Below are 16,962 nucleotides of genomic sequence, written 5' to 3' on the forward strand. Positions count from 1 at the left end.
TTATTTATTGGACAAGTTGATCGTATTGCCAGTAGCCCAAATGTTTTTAGTTTCCAGTTAGAAATGTATCTTGATTAAATTTTGATAAAAGTATTCTAAAATAATCAACATCCCACATAGACACGCACAGGGGGAAAAGTCATAAGATTGAGGTGATGTATATGTTTTTAAAAAGATGTATAAACATTTCAGGCTGTATTATTGTTTTATTTATGTTATCTGCATGTCAATCATTAACAAAGTTTAAAGATAAAACAATGGAAGAAACAAAAAAAACAATGCATTTTACTGAGGGTAACGAAAACGAAACAGCTGAAACAATGGAGAGGTTGATTGATAAGGGAAAACTCGATCAAGTGGTCTACAACGAAAAACTTTATCAGCTGAAAGAAAAAGTTGATGAAGACAAAAAAGGAAAAGTCATAGGGGTAATAGGCAAAACTTTCTTTGTAGATAGCGATGGAAAGAGATGGTCAGAAGAAGAACTGAAAGAACCGTATCTCTCTCTAGACCCTGATGAAATCAAAGAGAAAAAACCTTTACGCTATGGGAAGGTTTACAGTGCAAACGAGGATTCCAATGCCGAAGATGAAATCATTGTGGAGTTTAATCGTGAGTATTATCGGGCGGTTTTGATTAAGAATGAAAAGGAATAAGGGAGGGTGTGACATGAGTACAGCCTTATTAGAAACCAAAAGTCTTACAAAAAAGTTTGGCAAAGAAACAGCTGTTTCAGATGTTTCACTAACTGTTCAGAAAAACAGTATTTATGGTCTACTTGGACCAAATGGAGCTGGGAAATCAACAACACTAAAAATTTTGACAGGAATTTTACGGAAGACTTCTGGTGAGGTTTTCTTCGACGGACATAAATGGAAACGTTCTGATTTGCAAAATATTGGATCTTTAATAGAAGCTCCGCCCCTTTACGATAATTTAACAGCATTTGAAAATGTAAAAGTACATGCCACGTTGCTGGGCCTATCTGAGGAGCGGATACACAGTGTGCTAAAAACTGTAGATATGCAGCATGCTGGTAAGAAAAGAGCAGGCCAGTTTTCTATGGGGATGAGGCAGCGACTGGGAATCGCTATTGCTTTATTAAATCATCCTAAATTATTAATTCTTGATGAACCTACGAACGGGCTTGATCCAATCGGTATTCAGGAGCTCAGAGACCTTATCCGCTCTTTTCCTCAAGAAGGAATAACCGTTATTTTATCTAGTCATATCCTTTCAGAAGTCGAACAAATAGCAGATCATATTGGGATTATCATCGGCGGTCACCTTGGATACCAGGGCGAAATAAATAAAATTGATGATTTAGAGCATTTGTTTATGGAAGTTGTAAAGGCAAGCCGTGAAAAAGAGGGTGTAAAAAAATGATAAATTATATGAAGGCCGAAAACCTGAAGTTTAAGCGGACTTTTTCTAGAAAAATGATAATCTTTGTACCGCTCCTTAATATAGGTTTTTCTTTTTTAATGAACAATCAATTTTTTGTTTCCGGTACTTTTAACTGGTGGTCTATTATTTTTATGCCGGTGATGATTGCTTTACTTTGTTCATTATCTCATCAAAAAGAAAAAAAAGCCTCTAATTATACTGGCACATATTCATTGCCTATTGATTTGGGGAGATTATGGTATTCTAAGATTGTCATTATTATGATTTATTCGTTATTATCTCAAATTGTATTTTTATTGTTTATGTTACTCATGGGATTCGTTATAGCTGATTTTACCATTGTTACGCTTTCTACAGTTGCCGCAAGTTTATTGCTTTGGGTAACAAGCCTTTGGCAGGTTCCACTTTGTTTATTTGTGGCCAAAAAGTGGGGTCTTACGATAGCGGTAATGTTGAATCTCATAGGAACATTTATTCTGGGTATAATGCCGGCATCTCGCTCTTTTTGGTGGTTTATTCCTTGGAGCTGGCCAATTCGAATGATGTGTCCAACAATAGGTATTCACCCTAACGGTCTGTTGCTTGAAAAAAATAATCCTTTGTTGAGTTGGATGGTCGTCCCTCCTGCTATATTGATTTCTGTACTATTATTTTTGATAATGGCGTTTTTGACCAGCCGTTCGTTTGCTTCTTCCATTGATTATAGAATAAAAAAGCAAGGGGCGATGTAAAGTGAGACTGCTTTTGAGGTGTTTACAAGCTGATTTTCAAAAAAACAGGCACACCTCCTTTATGTGGCTGCATTTCATTATCCCTATAGTTTGTTCAGTTGTATTAATCCTGTATTATTATGGAAGAGACCAAAGCCAATTTCACTTGTATAAATCTTTTATGGAAGCTATTGCTATTGCATTGCCGTTGCTCATAGGGGTCTTATGCGGCATGACCGCATCTTTAGAAGAACAGGCTGGAAAATTTCAAGTGTTGCTGGGAGGCACATCTCCAAAAATTATTGCTTATGCCAGTAAAATGTTAATGCTTCTTCTCATGGAACTTTGCTCAATTGGCATAGCGCTTTTCCTTTATATAATGGGATTAACATTTATTTTAAATGTGCCGGATTTGTCTTATGATATTTTTATAACAGGTGCTGCCTGGCTGGTTGCAGGTAGTGTCATTCTATATGTTATTTATTTTTTTATCAGCTGTATGTTTGGAATGGGTGCTTCTGTCCTGATAGGCGGAGCAGGCCTGCTTATGACAGCACTCATGAATACTGGATTAGGAGATGCGATATGGAAATATAATCCTTGGGCTTGGAGTATTAGACTATCAGGTTTAAATGGGGTTCTCCATTTTATAGAAAAAGATAATTATTCTTTATTAATGCATGAAATAAATTCAGGAGTATTCATTGTGATTTTTGGTACAATCTGTATAATCATTGCCGGTCTAATATGGTTTAACAGATGGGAAGGCAGAAAAACATTTGAATAGCATGAGGAGGACGGGAAATGGCAAAAATCCTTGCTGTCGATGATGAAAAAGATATTCTTGCACTGATACAAAACATTTTGCGCCGTGACCAGCATAAAGTCGACACTTTAGATCGTGTTAAAGGCCAGCCGCCTGATTTATTTCAAGGATATGATTTAATTTTGCTTGATGTTATGATGCCGGACATTGACGGTTTTGAGCTATGTAAACAGATACGCCCTTTGGTGGATTGTCCCATATTATTCCTCACAGCTAAAACCGAAGAGGAAGCGATAATCAATGGCCTCATTACTGGCGGAGATGATTATATTACAAAGCCCTTCGGCGTTAGGGAGCTTAGTGCTAGAGTTAATGCTCACTTAAGAAGGGAACGGAGAGACAAACATCAATCGAAAAGAGTCATCTCTGGTTTTTTATTTCATTTTGATAGTAAAGAAGTATTTATCAATAACCAAAAACTTAACTTAACAAAAAATGAATATAAAATATTTGAATTTTTAGCTCAACATAAAGGGAGAACTTTTTCAAGAGAACAAATTTACGAAGAGATATATGGATTAGAGGGGAATGCCTTGTATTCAACAATTACGGAGTTTATCAGAACGATTCGCAGAAAATGTAACGAGCATAATGCAGACCCTATCAAAACGGTATGGGGCTTTGGGTACAAATGGGAATAAATCATAAAGGCCAAAAAACACTTCTTAGAGAACTGATAAAGTATATAGCTGCGTTATGTATTAGTTTGATTGTACTTGCTTTACTCTATTTATTTATGAATACCATCGCTATGAATATGGGCTTCTCACATCCAGCAAATTATAATGAACGAGAAGCAGAGAAACTTATGCCGAAGCTGGAACATGTAGATAAAATAACTGCTGATATGATTCCCGATACGATGTCATTTGCCCTCCTTGATAAAGAAACAAAACAAAAAACAGCTGGAACTATTAAAGTAAAAGATCTGAAACTGGTAAAAAAGAAGATTGAAAAAAAACCGTATGTTAATTATAAACAAAAAGGATATTTGGTTATAGAAAGAAAAAATGAGTATTGTATTTTGCAATATTCATTACGGGCAGATTTTAGCTCACCTTTATTAAGAAAATACCTTCCTAATTATGAATTAACGAGTATCAGTATTTTGATAGTCTTGCTCATTATAGACATTTCTATTATAACAACGTACTTTGCTAATAGATTAAGAATACATTTTGAAACACTGAATGTAATTACTCGATATATAAAAGAGCAAAATTTGCAGTTTACCCCCGAATTTACACATATTAAGGAATTTGACGATGTAATTGACTCCTTAATTGAAATGAGAGATGCTCTTCGGTCATCACTCGAGGCTCAGTGGCGGTTAGAAAAAAATAAGAAAGAGCAAATTGGTGCTTTGGCACATGATATCAAAATCCCGATTACCATTATTAAGGGAAATGCTGAATTACTCAGTTTGTCTATTCAAAACGAAGAACAAGCTGAGTATACAAAGTATATTCTTGGAGCAGGAAATCAAATTGAACAATATATTTCTCAGCTGATTTATCTTTCGAAAACAGAGGAGTCCTTAACTATTCATTTGGAGAAAGCCTTTATAGATAAGCTGACAGAAACTCTGCAGAAAGATATATCCGCCTATAAAGGGAATAAAAAAATAACTATTTCATTTAAAAAAGAAAATCTCAAGAAAGAGGCGGAAATAGACTGGCAGCTGTTACATAGGGCGTTATTGAATATTTTAACAAATGCGGTTGATTATACACCGGAAGATGGGACTGTCTCGGTGCATGCGGAATGCGATTCTGATACTCTTTACTTTTTTGTAAAAGACACAGGAAATGGATTTTCGGAAAGCGGGCTAAAAAAAGCAACAGAACTTTTTTACATGGATGACAAGGCCCGTCAGTCTAAAGGTCATTATGGAATGGGGTTGACCTTCGCAAAAAATGCTGTGAATCTCCATAATGGAGAACTGACTCTTGGAAACACGATAGAGGGTGGCGGAGAAGTGCGAGTGAAAATACCCTTATATAGAAATCATTAAACCCACGCCCTATCTGGACGTGGGTTATAATGCTTCGCGCTATATAAAGGCAAATGAAAATGCTGATGATGATCGATGCTGACAGCAATGCTAATATAATATTCAGTTTCATCATCTCTTTATTTATTTCTTATATTATCTTACAAAGACTGAAGAGTATTATAGGAATAGAAAAAAGAAAAGGAGAAATCGGAAGCTCTGCAAATGTTGAAGAAACAACTTATTAAAAAGAGGAAAGCGTCTATTTTCGCTTTCCTCTTTTTGATTTATTACATTTTTTCTGGTGCAGATACGCCAATAAGCGCCAAGGCGTTTCTTAATGTGATTTGCGTTGCTTGGATTAATGCTAAACGTGCTTTTGTTCTTTCTAAGTTGTCTGCATCTAATACTTTTTCAGCATTATAGAAGCTATGGAAAGTAGATGCCAAGTCGTAAATATAATTCGTAATACGGTGTGGCATTCTCTTTAATGCCGCTTCTCCTACTGCTTGCGGGAATTCTCCTAATTTCTTTAATAGATCAAATTCCTTTTCCGCCGTAATTAGTGCAGCATTTAGCTCGTCCTTCGGCTCGATTCCTTGTTCTTTTCCTTGTCGAAGGATACTAGAGATACGAGCATGGGCATATTGTGCATAATATACTGGGTTTTCATTCGATTGGGATACAGCTAGATCTAAGTCAAAATCTAAATGCGTATCTGCACTTCTCATAGCAAAGAAATAACGAGTTGCATCTAGACCTACTTCTTCTACTAAGTCTCTCATTGTTACAGCTTTTCCTGTACGCTTACTCATCTTCATTTTTTCGCCATTTTTGTATAAGTGAACAAGCTGAATAATTTCCACTTCTAATGCTTCTTTGTTATATCCTAATGCTTGGATTGCAGCTTTCATACGAGGAATATAACCATGATGATCTGCACCCCAAATATTGATAAGCTTTTCAAAGCCTCTATCTAATTTATCCTTATGATAAGCGATGTCTGGCAATAAGTACGTATAAGATCCGTCATTTTTAATAAGCACACGGTCTTTATCATCTTCAAAATCAGTAGAACGTAACCATGTCGCTCCATCTTGTTCAAAAATATAGCCATTCTCCTTTAACTTGTTTAACGCTATATCAATCTTTCCGTTTTGATAAAGAGATGTTTCGGAGAACCACACATCAAATTTTACACGGAAATCTTCTAAATCCTGTTTCAGTTTAGCCATTTCATACTTCAGTCCGTATTCACGGAAAAAGTCAAAACGTTCCTGTTCTGAAACATGGACATACTTATCCCCATATTCTTCTGCTAACTTTTTCCCGATTCCGATAATGTCTTCCCCATGATAGCCATCTTGCGGCATTTCTTTTTCCATTCCTAACGCTTGGAAATAACGCGCTTCTACAGATAATGCCAAGTTATTAATTTGGTTACCAGCATCATTAATATAGTATTCTCTTGATACCTCATAGCCAGCTTTGTCTAAGATATTACAAAGAGAATCTCCTACAGCTGCTCCACGCGCATGACCTAAGTGAAGGTCGCCAGTTGGATTAGCTGAAACAAACTCTACTTGTACTTTTTCATTATTTCCAACTGTAGTTTGTCCATATTGCTCTCCCGCTTGAAGGATGGTTGGAATTAAATCCGTTAGATAGCTGTTATCCATATAAAAATTGATAAAACCTGGACCTGCTATTTCTACTTTTTTAATAGAAGCTTTCGTTTGATCGAAATTCTCAATAATAGCCTCCGCAATCATTCTTGGCGCTTTTTTGGCAACTCTCGCTAATTGCATCGCCATATTCGTTGAATAATCACCATGGGCTTTATCTTTTGGCAATTCCAAGATTACTTCTGGAATTTGTTCTTCTGCTGCTAATCCAGCTTTTATGACGCTTTGTTTAATTTCTTCCTTTAGCTTGTCCTTTATTTGATCTACAATATTCATTCTTACTCTGTCTCCTCCTTAAATGAAATAGTCATATGATAGGTTCCATTATTGCTGCCTTGCATCTTTAAATCATATAAAATATCTAATGAACCTGTGGTTGCTTGCTGTTCCACTTCTAGCGCAAGTCTCTTTGTATCGGTAACTAGCTGAAATACACCGTATGGACTTTCATAGCTGCCGATCTTTTGTTTATTAATAAGAAAAGGAAGGCGCATTTTGACCGCTCCACTTCGAAGGATTAGTCCTTCCTTTTCTGTGATTTTAATAATTGTTTTAATGGTTCCTTCTTCTATGATTTCTTCATATTTTATATATTTACTAGTATCTTTTTCTAAGTATTGACCAAACCCAATCCACTCAATACTTTCTTTATTTTTCCCATTATATATATGTGTTGTAACGTGTAATTTTACAGGCACCTGTTGCCCTGATGGTTGAGACAACGACAACACTTCCTTTTCATTTACTGTGTAACTTTATAAGTATAAATTTTTTAAAGGGGAAGTGCAAGATGGTTCGCAAAAGAACGAAGATATTCTCTCTTGACAGAACCCTGCATGTGTAAAAAGGGTGAGACATAAGTATTTCAACCCAATATAACCCCGAACAATTATGCGTACATATTAGAGAATATTCGTATAATTGTTTGGGGGTTTTTATTTATTTTAAGAAAAAAGGTTTGTGGTAATCACCCGCAGACTGAATACACTTCGCTTTCCATGGGGCGAGCGCCAAGCCTCCTCGTTCCTGCGGGGTCTTGGACTTTCTCGCAGCTCCCATAGGAGTCTACGTGTATTCAGTCTGCTCTGTTTTTTCCTAGTAATTTTAGTTTGCTTAAAAACAAAATAAGCTTTAAAAAAGGAGTGAAATGGAACGGAGGATACTCGACTCCTGCGGGAAGCAGAGCAAAGCCTAAGACTCCACAGGCTTTAGCCGAGGAGACTTAGGTTGCTCCCCGGCGCATCGTGTGTCTGTAGTGTAATGGAACGAATTGGTTTCACCACTGAATTAGAGATTGTTCGTCTTTATCCAATATATATTTTGTTTTGTCCCAGCCTCTTCTCTTTAATAATTGCTTAGTTCCTTGATTGGTGTTTGGATAATCACAGGGTTTTTAGATGGATCTAGCCATTTTAAAATTTTCACAACATTTGCCTCTGTCGTTGCTGTACAGCCTAGTGTATAACTATTTGCAATATGGAAGAAGATTGCGCTTCCTTTATTAGGAATTCGCTTTGTATTATAGTCAATAACAAATCCATATTTATATGCCGGCACATTCATATTTTCAGCACTTTTCCATTGACCTTTTGTTTTCTTTTTCGACTGCCAAGTATTATATAGCTTGGATTTCGGATCATCTACCCATACATCATCTTTGGTTATTTTTCGATAAGGTAATTTTGTCCCAGGGTTTTTTTGTGTACCAAACGCTGTTCCGATCGTAAACTTACCAATGGGTGATTTTTTTCCGCCTTCATTCATATTTGAGGTAAAGCCGTATTTCCCAATATGTCCAGTTGTCGTTAAAACTGGAATCCATTCACCCTTTTTATTTTTTTCAAAGGTACGAATATCAGCAGAGGATGTATTATAGCCATTTGAAGTAACAAGGATCAATTGTTTATTTTTTCCTACTGTTTTTAGGCCTGCTGCTAAATTTTTTGGTGATGCGGGTTTTTTGGTTGTTAGGTATTTACTTGATGCCCAGCCTGTCTTACTGCCCACCGTTACCTTGCTCCAAGATCCCTTTGTTTGAGATACTTTTAAAGATTGATTTTTTTTGACTGTCGTAACTACTTTATAGTTAGTTCCTGCACCACTTCTTACATTTAACGTACTTGCTGTAACATACATCGTTTTTGTAGATGTCGTAGCTTTTGCTGCTGGCTTTTTTGTCGTTAAATATTTATTAGAGGCCCAGCCGGTTTTCTTTCCAACTGTCACTTTATCCCAAGAACCTTTTGTCTGGGTTACTGTTACAGCCTGATTTTTCTTAACGGTTGTCACTATTTTATAAGAAGTACCTGCCCCGCCTCTTATATTAAGAGTGCTTGCTGTCACATATTTCGTTTTTTTACTAGCAGCTTGAGCCGTATTTACCGAATGAAAGCCAGCAAATAAAACCATTACTCCTACTAATAGAACAAAAATCCTTTTTCCCATTTCCATCCTTCTCCCTATGTATAATCAAGCTTCTTTTTTTCATGGACAAGCATGCGCAAAATGCTCCATATGTAGTCTAGCAGAACACTATTTCAGTTTCTTAATATCTACATTACAAAGCTACAATATTTTCATTGCCATTCCAATCTCGAGGGGAATTTTCTTGCCAAACGGCACTTATCTAGTAAAAATTGATAGTAGCCTTTTTCTAAAGTTAATGGTTGAATTTTAAAGCGTCTACTAAATAGATTAACTTCTCACTTTCTATATTTTAACATATTTATCCATTTTTCCGATGGTAAGTAAAGTGCATCCAGTTACGGAGGAAAACCACTAACCAGTAATAATAAAGCCAAACAACCATATGAAATCTTTGGTACAATTGTTTGGCTTTATTTCTAGCTGGAACTATGTCCCCACTTATCAAAATTATATTATTTTACAAACCCTAAAATCATTTCACGAATTAATTTACTTGCTGTATTCGCTGTTTGTTCAGATGGATCGTAAATTGGCGCTACTTCAACTAAATCTGCTCCAACTACCTGAACATTCGAACGTGCTATTTCATGAATGGATGCTAATAATTCTTTTGAAGTAATCCCCCCTGCATCCACCGTACCTGTTCCAGGGGCATGCGCAGGATCTAATACATCAATATCGATAGTTACATATACAGGTCTGCCTGCAAGTGTTGGCAAGATTTCTTTTAATGGCTCTAGCACCTCAAACTTAGAAATATGCATCCCTACTTCTTTTGCCCACTGAAACTCTTCTTTCATTCCAGAACGAATCCCAAAAGAATAAACATTTTTTGGACCAATTAAATTGGCTGCTTTTTTGATCGGTGTGGAGTGAGATAATGGCTCTCCTTCGTATTCATCGCGAAGATCTGTATGGGCATCCATATGTATGATAGCTAAATCTGGATATTTTTTATACATTGCTTGGAACACGCCCCAAGATACTAAATGCTCTCCTCCCATTCCAAGCGGAAATTTATTATCATCTAATACTTTGTCCACAAATTCTTCAATCATATCTAAGCTGCGTTGCGGATTTCCAAATGGCAAAGGAATATCTCCTGCGTCAAAGTATTTTACTTCATCAAGCTCTCTATCCAAATAAGGACTGTACTCTTCTAACCCTACAGAAACCTCTCGAATTCTTGCTGGGCCAAAACGGGAGCCCGGACGGAAGCTAACGGTCCAGTCCATTGGCATACCATACAATACTACTTGGCTTTCTTCATAATTTGGAAAACTTTTAATAAATACATTTCCTGAATATGATTCATCAAAACGCATTGGTCATCTCTCCTTTTTATTCAAAGACAGTCCAATCATTCACTTGCTTTGTTGCTATCCCCTTCACAGAGATCTTGAACAAACTTTGGTAAGATGAAGGCTGCTTTGTGTAACTCTTTCGTATAATATTTTGTCTCTATCGAATGGAATCGACTTTCTGGAACATTTAATGGATCATACTTTTTAGATCCAATTGTAAATGCCCACATGCCACTTGGATACGTCGGAATATTGGCGATATATAATCTGGTGATCGGGAATATTTCCTTTACATCTCTTTGCACGGAACGAATGAGCTCTCCCTTAAACCAAGGATTATCACTTTGAGCAACAAAAAGTCCATCGTCCTTTAACGCTTTCGCTATTCCTGCATAAAAGCCTTTAGTAAACAGATTAACAGCTGGACCCACTGGTTCTGTTGAATCGACCATAATGACATCGTATTCGTGCTCGCTTTTGGCAATATGCATAAACCCATCGCCTACTTGTACATCTACTCGTGGATCATCCAGCTTACCTGCTATTTCTGGTAGAAATTTCTTACTATATTCAATTACTTTACCATCGATATCAACAAGCGTCGCTTTTTTGACACTAGGATGCTTTAAAACTTCTCGAATAACTCCGCCGTCCCCACCGCCAACAACTAGAACATACTCAGGGTTGGGATGTGTAAACAGTGGAATATGGGCTACCATTTCGTGGTAAACAAACTCATCTCTAACAGAAGTCATCACCATATCATCCAATAATAGCATATTTCCCCATTCTTCCGTTTCTACCATATCTAACTTTTGAAATGGTGTTTGTTCTGTATGTAATGTACGCTTGATTTTCATCGTGATTCCAAAATCGTCGGTCTGCTTCTCTGTAAACCAAATTCCCATTGACATATCCTCCATTCATTTGATTGGTATAAAGTTTCTTATATGCTAAAAGTTCCTTATTTCTTCATTTCTTGTGAGTACAATCTTCTTTTTATACTTCCCAATCAAACAAATAACAAACACGAAAAAAGTATAGTGGATATTCGTTAAAATGCAAAGATTTTTTTTATATTCCATGATAAAAATGTTTAAAACGCCAATGTTTACCACATACTAGTTTTATCTATTTACCTTTCATTTAATGTGATAAAAGAACAAAGAAGTTTCTATTTAGGAGGTGTCATGTTTTGGAGGTCATTGTAAATAAACTTAAAAACTCTGGCAAGTATTTACGTCTATTGATTATATTAGGGCTTCTTTTCATGATAACCGCCAGCATCATTTTTATCGGTATATATGTATATGCTCGTACACTAGGCCCTCCACCACTTGCTGTTTCTCAGTCAACAATCTACTATTCAGATGATGGCAGCATTATTGGCGAAAGCAGCAATGGACAGAAAAGGTATTGGGTGTCCATTGATGATATTAGTCCCTATTTAGTAGACGCTACTGTTTCTATTGAAGATAAAAATTTTTATTCCCATCACGGCTTTGACTATAAACGAATTGGCGGTGCTATTTTAGCCGACATAAAAGCAATGGCAAAAGTTCAAGGGGCGAGCACAATAACCCAGCAATATGCCCGAAACTTATTTTTAGAGCATGAAAAGACGTGGAAGCGAAAAATTGCAGAGGCCTTTTACACCCTTCGATTAGAAATATTCTATACAAAGGATGAAATACTAGAAGGCTACATCAACACTATTTATTATGGTCATGGAGCATATGGAGCAGAGGCGGCAAGCCAATATTACTTTGGAAAAAAGGCCTCCGAACTAACTTTAGGAGAAGCAACCATGCTTGCTGGTATTCCGAAGGGACCTAGTATTTATTCTCCTTTTTCATCGATGGAGAATGCGAAGAAAAGACAGGGCATCATCCTAAATTCCTTAATTGAAAATGGATATATAACAGAGGAAGATAAAAAGTTAGCAGCAAAGGAAAAACTATCGTTAGTAGGAAAATTTCCAAATGCTAGTGTGGAAACAGCACCTTATTTTCAAGATACTGTAAAAAACATTCTAAAAAACCAGCTTCACTTAGATGATAAAACGATTCAATTAGGTGGATTAAGAGTGTATACAACCTTGAATACAGAGCAGCAAAAAATAGCAGAGGAAACGATTAATCAAACGATAAATAAGGCTAGTAATATACAGATTGGCTTTGTTGCTATGGATCCAACTACAGGCAATGTTAAGGCAATGGTAGGCGGAAAAGATTATGAGGAAAGCCCATTCAACAGAGCAATTCAAGCAACTCGGCAACCTGGTTCAACGATCAAGCCTTTATTGTATTATGCAGCTCTTGAACATGGATTTACACCTGCTACGATGATGAGCAGCGAACAAACAACCTTTCGCTTTGATGATGGGAGAGATCCATATACCCCGCATAATTTTAACAATCAATATGCCGATGGAAATATTACCATGGCACAGGCACTAGCTGTCTCTGATAATGTTTATGCTGTTAAAACCCATCTTTTTTTAGGGCAAGATACATTAGTGAAAACAGGAAAGAAATTCGGCATTACAACCGATTTACAAGAGGTTCCATCTCTCGCTCTTGGAACGTCCAATGTTCGTGTGATTGATATGGCAAATGCTTATAGTATATTTGCCAACGGAGGAAATAAGGTATCTCCTGTTTTCATTACAAAAATTGAGACAAATGATGGGCAAATACTCTATGAACATAAGCCAAAACCAGAAAAGATTTTAGATACGGATTTAACGTTTGTGATGAATCAAATGATGACAGGCATGTTTGACCCTACTCTTAATGGCTATGCCTCGGTAACGGGAAGTACTATTAAAGACGACATCACAAGAATTTATGCAGGAAAATCTGGCTCCACTGAATCAGACAGTTGGATGATTGGTTATACTCCACAGCTAGTATCCGCTGTTTGGACAGGCTATGATCAAGGAGAGCCTATAACTTTAGCAGCTGATAAAACATATGCAAAGAAAGTTTGGGTTCAGTTTATGGAACAAAGTTTAAAAAAGGAGCCGATCAAAGGATTTACACCTACTAAAGGTACTGTTGGAGTTTATATCGATCCTAAGAGCGGCAAACTCGCATCAGCTGCATGTAATACAAAAAGAATGATGTATTTTACCAAAGACACTGTACCAACAGAATATTGTGCTGATTTACCAAAAGAAGATTCTAGCGAAAAACCAGCAAATAAGGAAAAAGGAAAAGAAAAAGTACCATGGTATAAACGAATTTTACCTTGGTAGGATAAACTTGATAAAGCATACTACCAGCTATTTTGAGGGGAGTATGCTTTTTTGTTTAGGTGCGACAGGGGAAAGCTCTCTTCTTCCTCTAAATGGTACCAGAGAGCCTTTCTCTGTTCCCTTTCCTCTCTCTTCTTCCTCCAAACGGGAACGGAGGGCCTCTCTCTGTTCCCTTTTCTTTCTCTTCTTCCTTCAAACGGGAACGGAGAGCCTTTCTCTGTTCCCTTTTCCCTCTCTTCTTTCTTCAAACGGGAACGGAGGCTCTCTCTCTGTTCCCTTTTCTCTCTCTTCTCCCTCCAAACGGGAACGAAGGGCCTTTCTCTGTTCCCTTTTCTCTCTCTTCTTCCTCCAAACGGGAACGGAGGCTCTCTCTCTGTTCCCTTTTCCCTCTCTTCTTCCTTCAAATGGGAACGGAGAGCCTTTCTCTTCTCCCTCCAAACGGGAACGGAGAGCCTTTCTCTGCTCTCTTTTCCCTCTCTTCTTCCTCCAAACGGGAACGGAGAGCCTTTCTCTGCTCCCTTTTCCCTCTCTTCTTCCTTCAAACGGGAACGGAGGATCTCTCTCTGTTCCCTTTTCTCTCTCTTCTTCCTTCAAACGGGAACGGAGGGCCTTTCTCTGTTCCCTTTTCTCTCTCTTCTTCCTCCAAACGGGAACGAAGGCTCTCTCTCTGTTCCCTTTTCTCTCTCTTCTCCCTCCAAACGGGAACGGAGGGCCTCTCTCTGTTCCCTTTTCTCTCTCTTCTTCCTCCAAACGGGAACGGAGGCTCTCTCTCTGTTCCCTTTTCCCTCTCTTCTTCCTCCAAACGGGAACGGAGAGCCTTTCTCTGCTCCCTTTTCCCTCTCTTCTTCCTCCAAACGGGAACGGAGGGCCTCTCTCTGTTCCCTTTTCCCTCTCTTCTTCCTCCAAACGGGAACGGAGAGCCTTTCTCTGCTCCCTTTTCCCTCTCTTCTTCCTTCAAACGGGAACGGAGGGCCTCTCTCTGTTCCCTTTTCCCTCTCTTCTCCCTCCAAACGGGAACGGAGGCTCTCTCTCTGTTCCCTTTTCTCTCTCTTCTTCCTCCAAACGGGAACAGAGGCTCTCTCTCTGTTCCCTTTCCTCTTACCTCCTATCCCCAAAGGGCTTAGACAGCGAGTCTCTCCTCCTATTCCTCCTCCAACCACACATCTTCTACATGCTTTCTTTTTTGCTGCTTGTTTATTTTCCGATATTCTTTCGATTTAAAAATAATATCGAAATCATAATCTTCTGGATATAGCTCTGTTCCTTTTATATAGAGCTTTAATCGTTTTTGGTTCACGGTTCTTTTTTCCTGCCGAACCTGGACTATATATCTTCCTTGTACATCAGGACCTTGATAAACAATTCCCATTTCATCCGTTTCTGTAAGAATCACATTATCCCCTTTCTCAAAAATAGGCTCCCGGGATGGAGTGGGATTAATCGTTTTTTTCTCAACTGACTTTCGCGCGTACTTATTGACTACAATTTGCTGCTGAAAATCCAGCTCCTTTAAATTCTGGTCATGATGGAAATTCCGATATGTTTTATACGTTATCTGATGCGCTTTTTCGATGAGCTTAGGGTGCAAGCCTAATTTGCTTGCAATTTCAAACGCCTGGCTTCTTCCGCTTTGTCCCAGTAATAGCTTATATGTTGGTCGCAATGTATTGATATCAAATTCCATTGTTCCATTTAAAAAACCTTCTGTTTGATCTGCAAATTCTTTCATCTCGCTATAATGTGTGGTCGCAAATAAGGTTGCTCCTTTTTGATAAAGCTGTTCTAAAATGACAATAGCAAGCGCCATCCCTTCTCCCGGATCAGTCCCTGATCCCAGCTCATCAAGTAATACAAGGGAGCGATCATTGGTTGTTCTTAAGATATCAATTATATTCACTAATCTGGAGCTAAACGTACTTAAATTTTGTTCAATGCTTTGTCCGTCGCCTATATCCACAAATATATGTTGAAAAATAGCGATTTTACTCCCTGCCTTCGCCGGAATTAGTAAACCAGATTGAGCCATCATTGTTAATAAACCAATTGTCTTTAATGTGACTGTTTTCCCACCTGTATTTGGTCCTGTAATAACAAGGGCACGATGCTCTTCTCCAAATGAAAGAGTTAAAGGAACTGCTTTGTCTCCAAGCATTGGGTGCCGAGCCTCTTTTAAATAAATCGTATAATCTTCTGATAAGAAAGGCGGCTTTGCAGCAATCACTCGGCTATATTTTGCTTTCGCAAATAAAACATCATAATAGTGCATCGTTTCTATCGCTAAATTAATAGCCTCTTCCTCAGCCAAAAGCTTCTCCGTTAATTCATATAGAATTCTTTCTACTTCAGATTCTTCTGCTAGCTTCATGGTTTCGATTTCTGCTTGCATGTCAGCAAGTTAGATTGGCTCAATAAATACAGTTGCTCCAGATGCGGATGTATCCAGTACGCTACCTTGGATTTTTGTTCGATATTCTCTTTTTACAGAGAGTGTCAAATGACCGTTACGTTCCGAAACAATTTTGTCCTGAAGATAACTCGCATATTTTTTGGATTTCACTAATTGGCTCGCTTTTTCTTTTACTCTATCTGTCAGGATGGACAGCTGTCTTCTTAAATAGGCTAAATCACTTGAAGCATAATCATCCACATTACTATGCCTAATACATCTTGCTATTTCCTCTGTAAGCTCTCTAACATCAGGAATGGATTGAACATAAAGCGAGACATTTGGTGCCGCATATTCCTTATCCCGCATAAATAGTTTAAGCTTTGTACAATGTTCCAAAAAGGAAATAACAAACGGAAATTGATCTGCCCGAATATAAATCCCTTTTTTCGCTTGGCTTAAATAAATAGACATTTCATCAAGTGTATGAATCGGCACACTACTAGATATTTCTATGATTTTCATCGCCTCTTCTATTTCCTTGATTGACTGCTCCATTTTTCTTTTATCCTGCAGCGGCCGCAGTTTTCGTATTGTCTCTTTCGCTAAATTTGTTTTGGCATAGGATTCTATCTCTTCTAAAATTTTATAAAAACCTAATACTTCAAATGCCTGTTGATTCATTTTAATTCCTCCTATTTTTCTTCCAATAGCCCTTAAAAATAGAAAAAGCCAGCGTGAACAAACACTCACACTAGCTTTTTGGGTAGACCTATCCACTTTAAGAAGCGGAGTAGGAGATCCTTTACAATAAAAAAATAAAAACTATGACAAATATGCCATAGCTTTTTATCATCTATTGCTTGCTATGAGGCTTATTCTTAACCTTCCTTGAAATTCCCATGCTAAATAAACCGGTATATCCCCAGTTTTTTAACAAAATTCAAGGCCGTATATAATTAACG

General features: G+C 37.6%; 15 protein-coding genes and 1 pseudogene. 8 read left to right on the forward strand and 8 right to left on the reverse strand.

Annotated features, from left to right (window positions below; translation table 11 throughout):
• The first annotated feature begins 161 nt into the window (after window positions 1-161).
• From NST77_RS18905 to NST77_RS18935, 7 genes are read left to right on the forward strand one after another with little or no spacing between them, the layout of a single operon-like run.
• Window positions 162-656 carry a NisI/SpaI family lantibiotic immunity lipoprotein gene (locus NST77_RS18905; protein WP_171510172.1) on the forward strand — a complete coding sequence of 165 codons (495 nt, stop codon included), beginning with the start codon at window positions 162-164 and terminating at the stop codon, window positions 654-656.
• 13 nt (window positions 657-669) lie between these two features.
• On the forward strand, window positions 670-1,386 hold the full coding sequence (locus tag NST77_RS18910) for a lantibiotic protection ABC transporter ATP-binding protein (protein ID WP_095329548.1): 717 nt from the start codon (window positions 670-672) through the stop codon (window positions 1,384-1,386).
• Complete coding sequence (locus tag NST77_RS18915) at window positions 1,383-2,138, forward strand: lantibiotic immunity ABC transporter MutE/EpiE family permease subunit (RefSeq protein ID WP_123258496.1); 756 nt, start codon at window positions 1,383-1,385, stop codon at window positions 2,136-2,138. Before NST77_RS18910 ends, NST77_RS18915 begins: the two co-directional genes overlap by 4 nt.
• 1 nt (window position 2,139) lies before the next feature.
• Complete coding sequence (locus NST77_RS18920; protein ID WP_123258497.1) at window positions 2,140-2,904, forward strand: lantibiotic immunity ABC transporter MutG family permease subunit; 765 nt, start codon at window positions 2,140-2,142, stop codon at window positions 2,902-2,904.
• Window positions 2,905-2,921: 17 nt separating this feature from the next.
• Window positions 2,922-3,584, forward strand: coding sequence for a response regulator transcription factor (locus tag NST77_RS18925; protein ID WP_095329545.1), 663 nt, complete (start codon window positions 2,922-2,924; stop codon window positions 3,582-3,584).
• The gene (locus NST77_RS18930; protein ID WP_095329544.1) at window positions 3,575-4,957 is read left to right on the forward strand and encodes a HAMP domain-containing histidine kinase; all 1,383 of its coding nucleotides are present in this window, start codon (window positions 3,575-3,577) and stop codon (window positions 4,955-4,957) included. Before NST77_RS18925 ends, NST77_RS18930 begins: the two co-directional genes overlap by 10 nt.
• Before the next feature lie 53 nt (window positions 4,958-5,010).
• Window positions 5,011-5,184, forward strand: coding sequence for a hypothetical protein (locus tag NST77_RS18935; RefSeq protein ID WP_164464030.1), 174 nt, complete (start codon window positions 5,011-5,013; stop codon window positions 5,182-5,184).
• Between the two features lie 42 nt (window positions 5,185-5,226).
• Here NST77_RS18935 and argS read toward each other — a convergent pair whose 3' ends face one another.
• The 5 genes from argS to speE form a co-directional block, all read right to left on the reverse strand.
• Window positions 5,227-6,897 carry an arginine--tRNA ligase gene (gene argS, locus NST77_RS18940; protein ID WP_123258498.1) on the reverse strand — a complete coding sequence of 557 codons (1,671 nt, stop codon included), beginning with the start codon at window positions 6,895-6,897 and terminating at the stop codon, window positions 5,227-5,229.
• 2 nt (window positions 6,898-6,899) lie between these two features.
• Complete coding sequence (locus NST77_RS18945; protein WP_095329542.1) at window positions 6,900-7,343, reverse strand: DUF1934 domain-containing protein; 444 nt, start codon at window positions 7,341-7,343, stop codon at window positions 6,900-6,902.
• A gap of 622 nt (window positions 7,344-7,965) precedes the next feature.
• Window positions 7,966-9,066: an SH3 domain-containing protein gene (locus NST77_RS18950; protein WP_171510174.1), complete on the reverse strand. Its 1,101-nt coding sequence runs from the start codon at window positions 9,064-9,066 to the stop codon at window positions 7,966-7,968.
• Between the two features lie 434 nt (window positions 9,067-9,500).
• Window positions 9,501-10,373 carry an agmatinase gene (gene speB / locus NST77_RS18955; RefSeq protein WP_095329540.1) on the reverse strand — a complete coding sequence of 291 codons (873 nt, stop codon included), beginning with the start codon at window positions 10,371-10,373 and terminating at the stop codon, window positions 9,501-9,503.
• A gap of 35 nt (window positions 10,374-10,408) precedes the next feature.
• The gene (gene speE, locus NST77_RS18960) at window positions 10,409-11,260 is read right to left on the reverse strand and encodes a spermidine synthase (RefSeq protein ID WP_123260282.1); all 852 of its coding nucleotides are present in this window, start codon (window positions 11,258-11,260) and stop codon (window positions 10,409-10,411) included.
• A 287-nt stretch (window positions 11,261-11,547) separates the two neighbouring features.
• Between speE and NST77_RS18965 the strand changes: the two genes are divergently transcribed.
• Entirely contained in the window at window positions 11,548-13,611 is a 2,064-nt protein-coding gene (locus NST77_RS18965) for a transglycosylase domain-containing protein (RefSeq protein ID WP_171510175.1), read from the forward strand.
• Between the two features lie 20 nt (window positions 13,612-13,631).
• On the opposite strand, the gene NST77_RS18970 is transcribed toward NST77_RS18965, so the two are convergent.
• From NST77_RS18970 to NST77_RS25965, 3 genes and pseudogenes are all read right to left on the reverse strand, one after another.
• Window positions 13,632-14,153, reverse strand: a complete 522-nt coding sequence (locus NST77_RS18970) for a hypothetical protein (protein WP_341123411.1) — start codon at window positions 14,151-14,153, stop codon at window positions 13,632-13,634.
• Window positions 14,150-14,569, reverse strand: a complete 420-nt coding sequence (locus tag NST77_RS18975; protein ID WP_341123412.1) for a hypothetical protein — start codon at window positions 14,567-14,569, stop codon at window positions 14,150-14,152. Before NST77_RS18975 ends, NST77_RS18970 begins: the two co-directional genes overlap by 4 nt.
• A 183-nt stretch (window positions 14,570-14,752) precedes the next feature.
• A pseudogene (locus NST77_RS25965) lies at window positions 14,753-16,681 on the reverse strand (endonuclease MutS2).
• Between the last annotated feature and the right edge of the window lie 281 nt (window positions 16,682-16,962).

The organism is Niallia sp. FSL W8-0177 (assembly GCF_038006285.1).
GTDB classification, from domain to species: domain Bacteria; phylum Bacillota; class Bacilli; order Bacillales; family Cytobacillaceae; genus Niallia; species Niallia circulans_A.

Bases quoted from the DNA above. Each gene is read 5' to 3' on its own strand.
- NST77_RS18925 (WP_095329545.1), top strand. From the start codon at position 2,922: ATGGCAAAAATCCTTGCTGTCGATGATGAAAAAGATATTCTTGCACTG.
- NST77_RS18910 (WP_095329548.1), top strand. From the start codon at position 670: ATGAGTACAGCCTTATTAGAAACCAAAAGTCTTACAAAAAAGTTTGGC.
- NST77_RS18905 (WP_171510172.1), top strand. From the start codon at position 162: ATGTTTTTAAAAAGATGTATAAACATTTCAGGCTGTATTATTGTTTTA.
- NST77_RS18930 (WP_095329544.1), top strand. From the start codon at position 3,575: ATGGGAATAAATCATAAAGGCCAAAAAACACTTCTTAGAGAACTGATA.
- argS (WP_123258498.1), bottom strand. From the start codon at position 6,897: ATGAATATTGTAGATCAAATAAAGGACAAGCTAAAGGAAGAAATTAAA.
- NST77_RS18950 (WP_171510174.1), bottom strand. From the start codon at position 9,066: ATGGGAAAAAGGATTTTTGTTCTATTAGTAGGAGTAATGGTTTTATTT.
- speB (WP_095329540.1), bottom strand. From the start codon at position 10,373: ATGCGTTTTGATGAATCATATTCAGGAAATGTATTTATTAAAAGTTTT.
- NST77_RS18935 (WP_164464030.1), top strand. From the start codon at position 5,011: ATGAAAATGCTGATGATGATCGATGCTGACAGCAATGCTAATATAATA.
- NST77_RS18915 (WP_123258496.1), top strand. From the start codon at position 1,383: ATGATAAATTATATGAAGGCCGAAAACCTGAAGTTTAAGCGGACTTTT.
- speE (WP_123260282.1), bottom strand. From the start codon at position 11,260: ATGGGAATTTGGTTTACAGAGAAGCAGACCGACGATTTTGGAATCACG.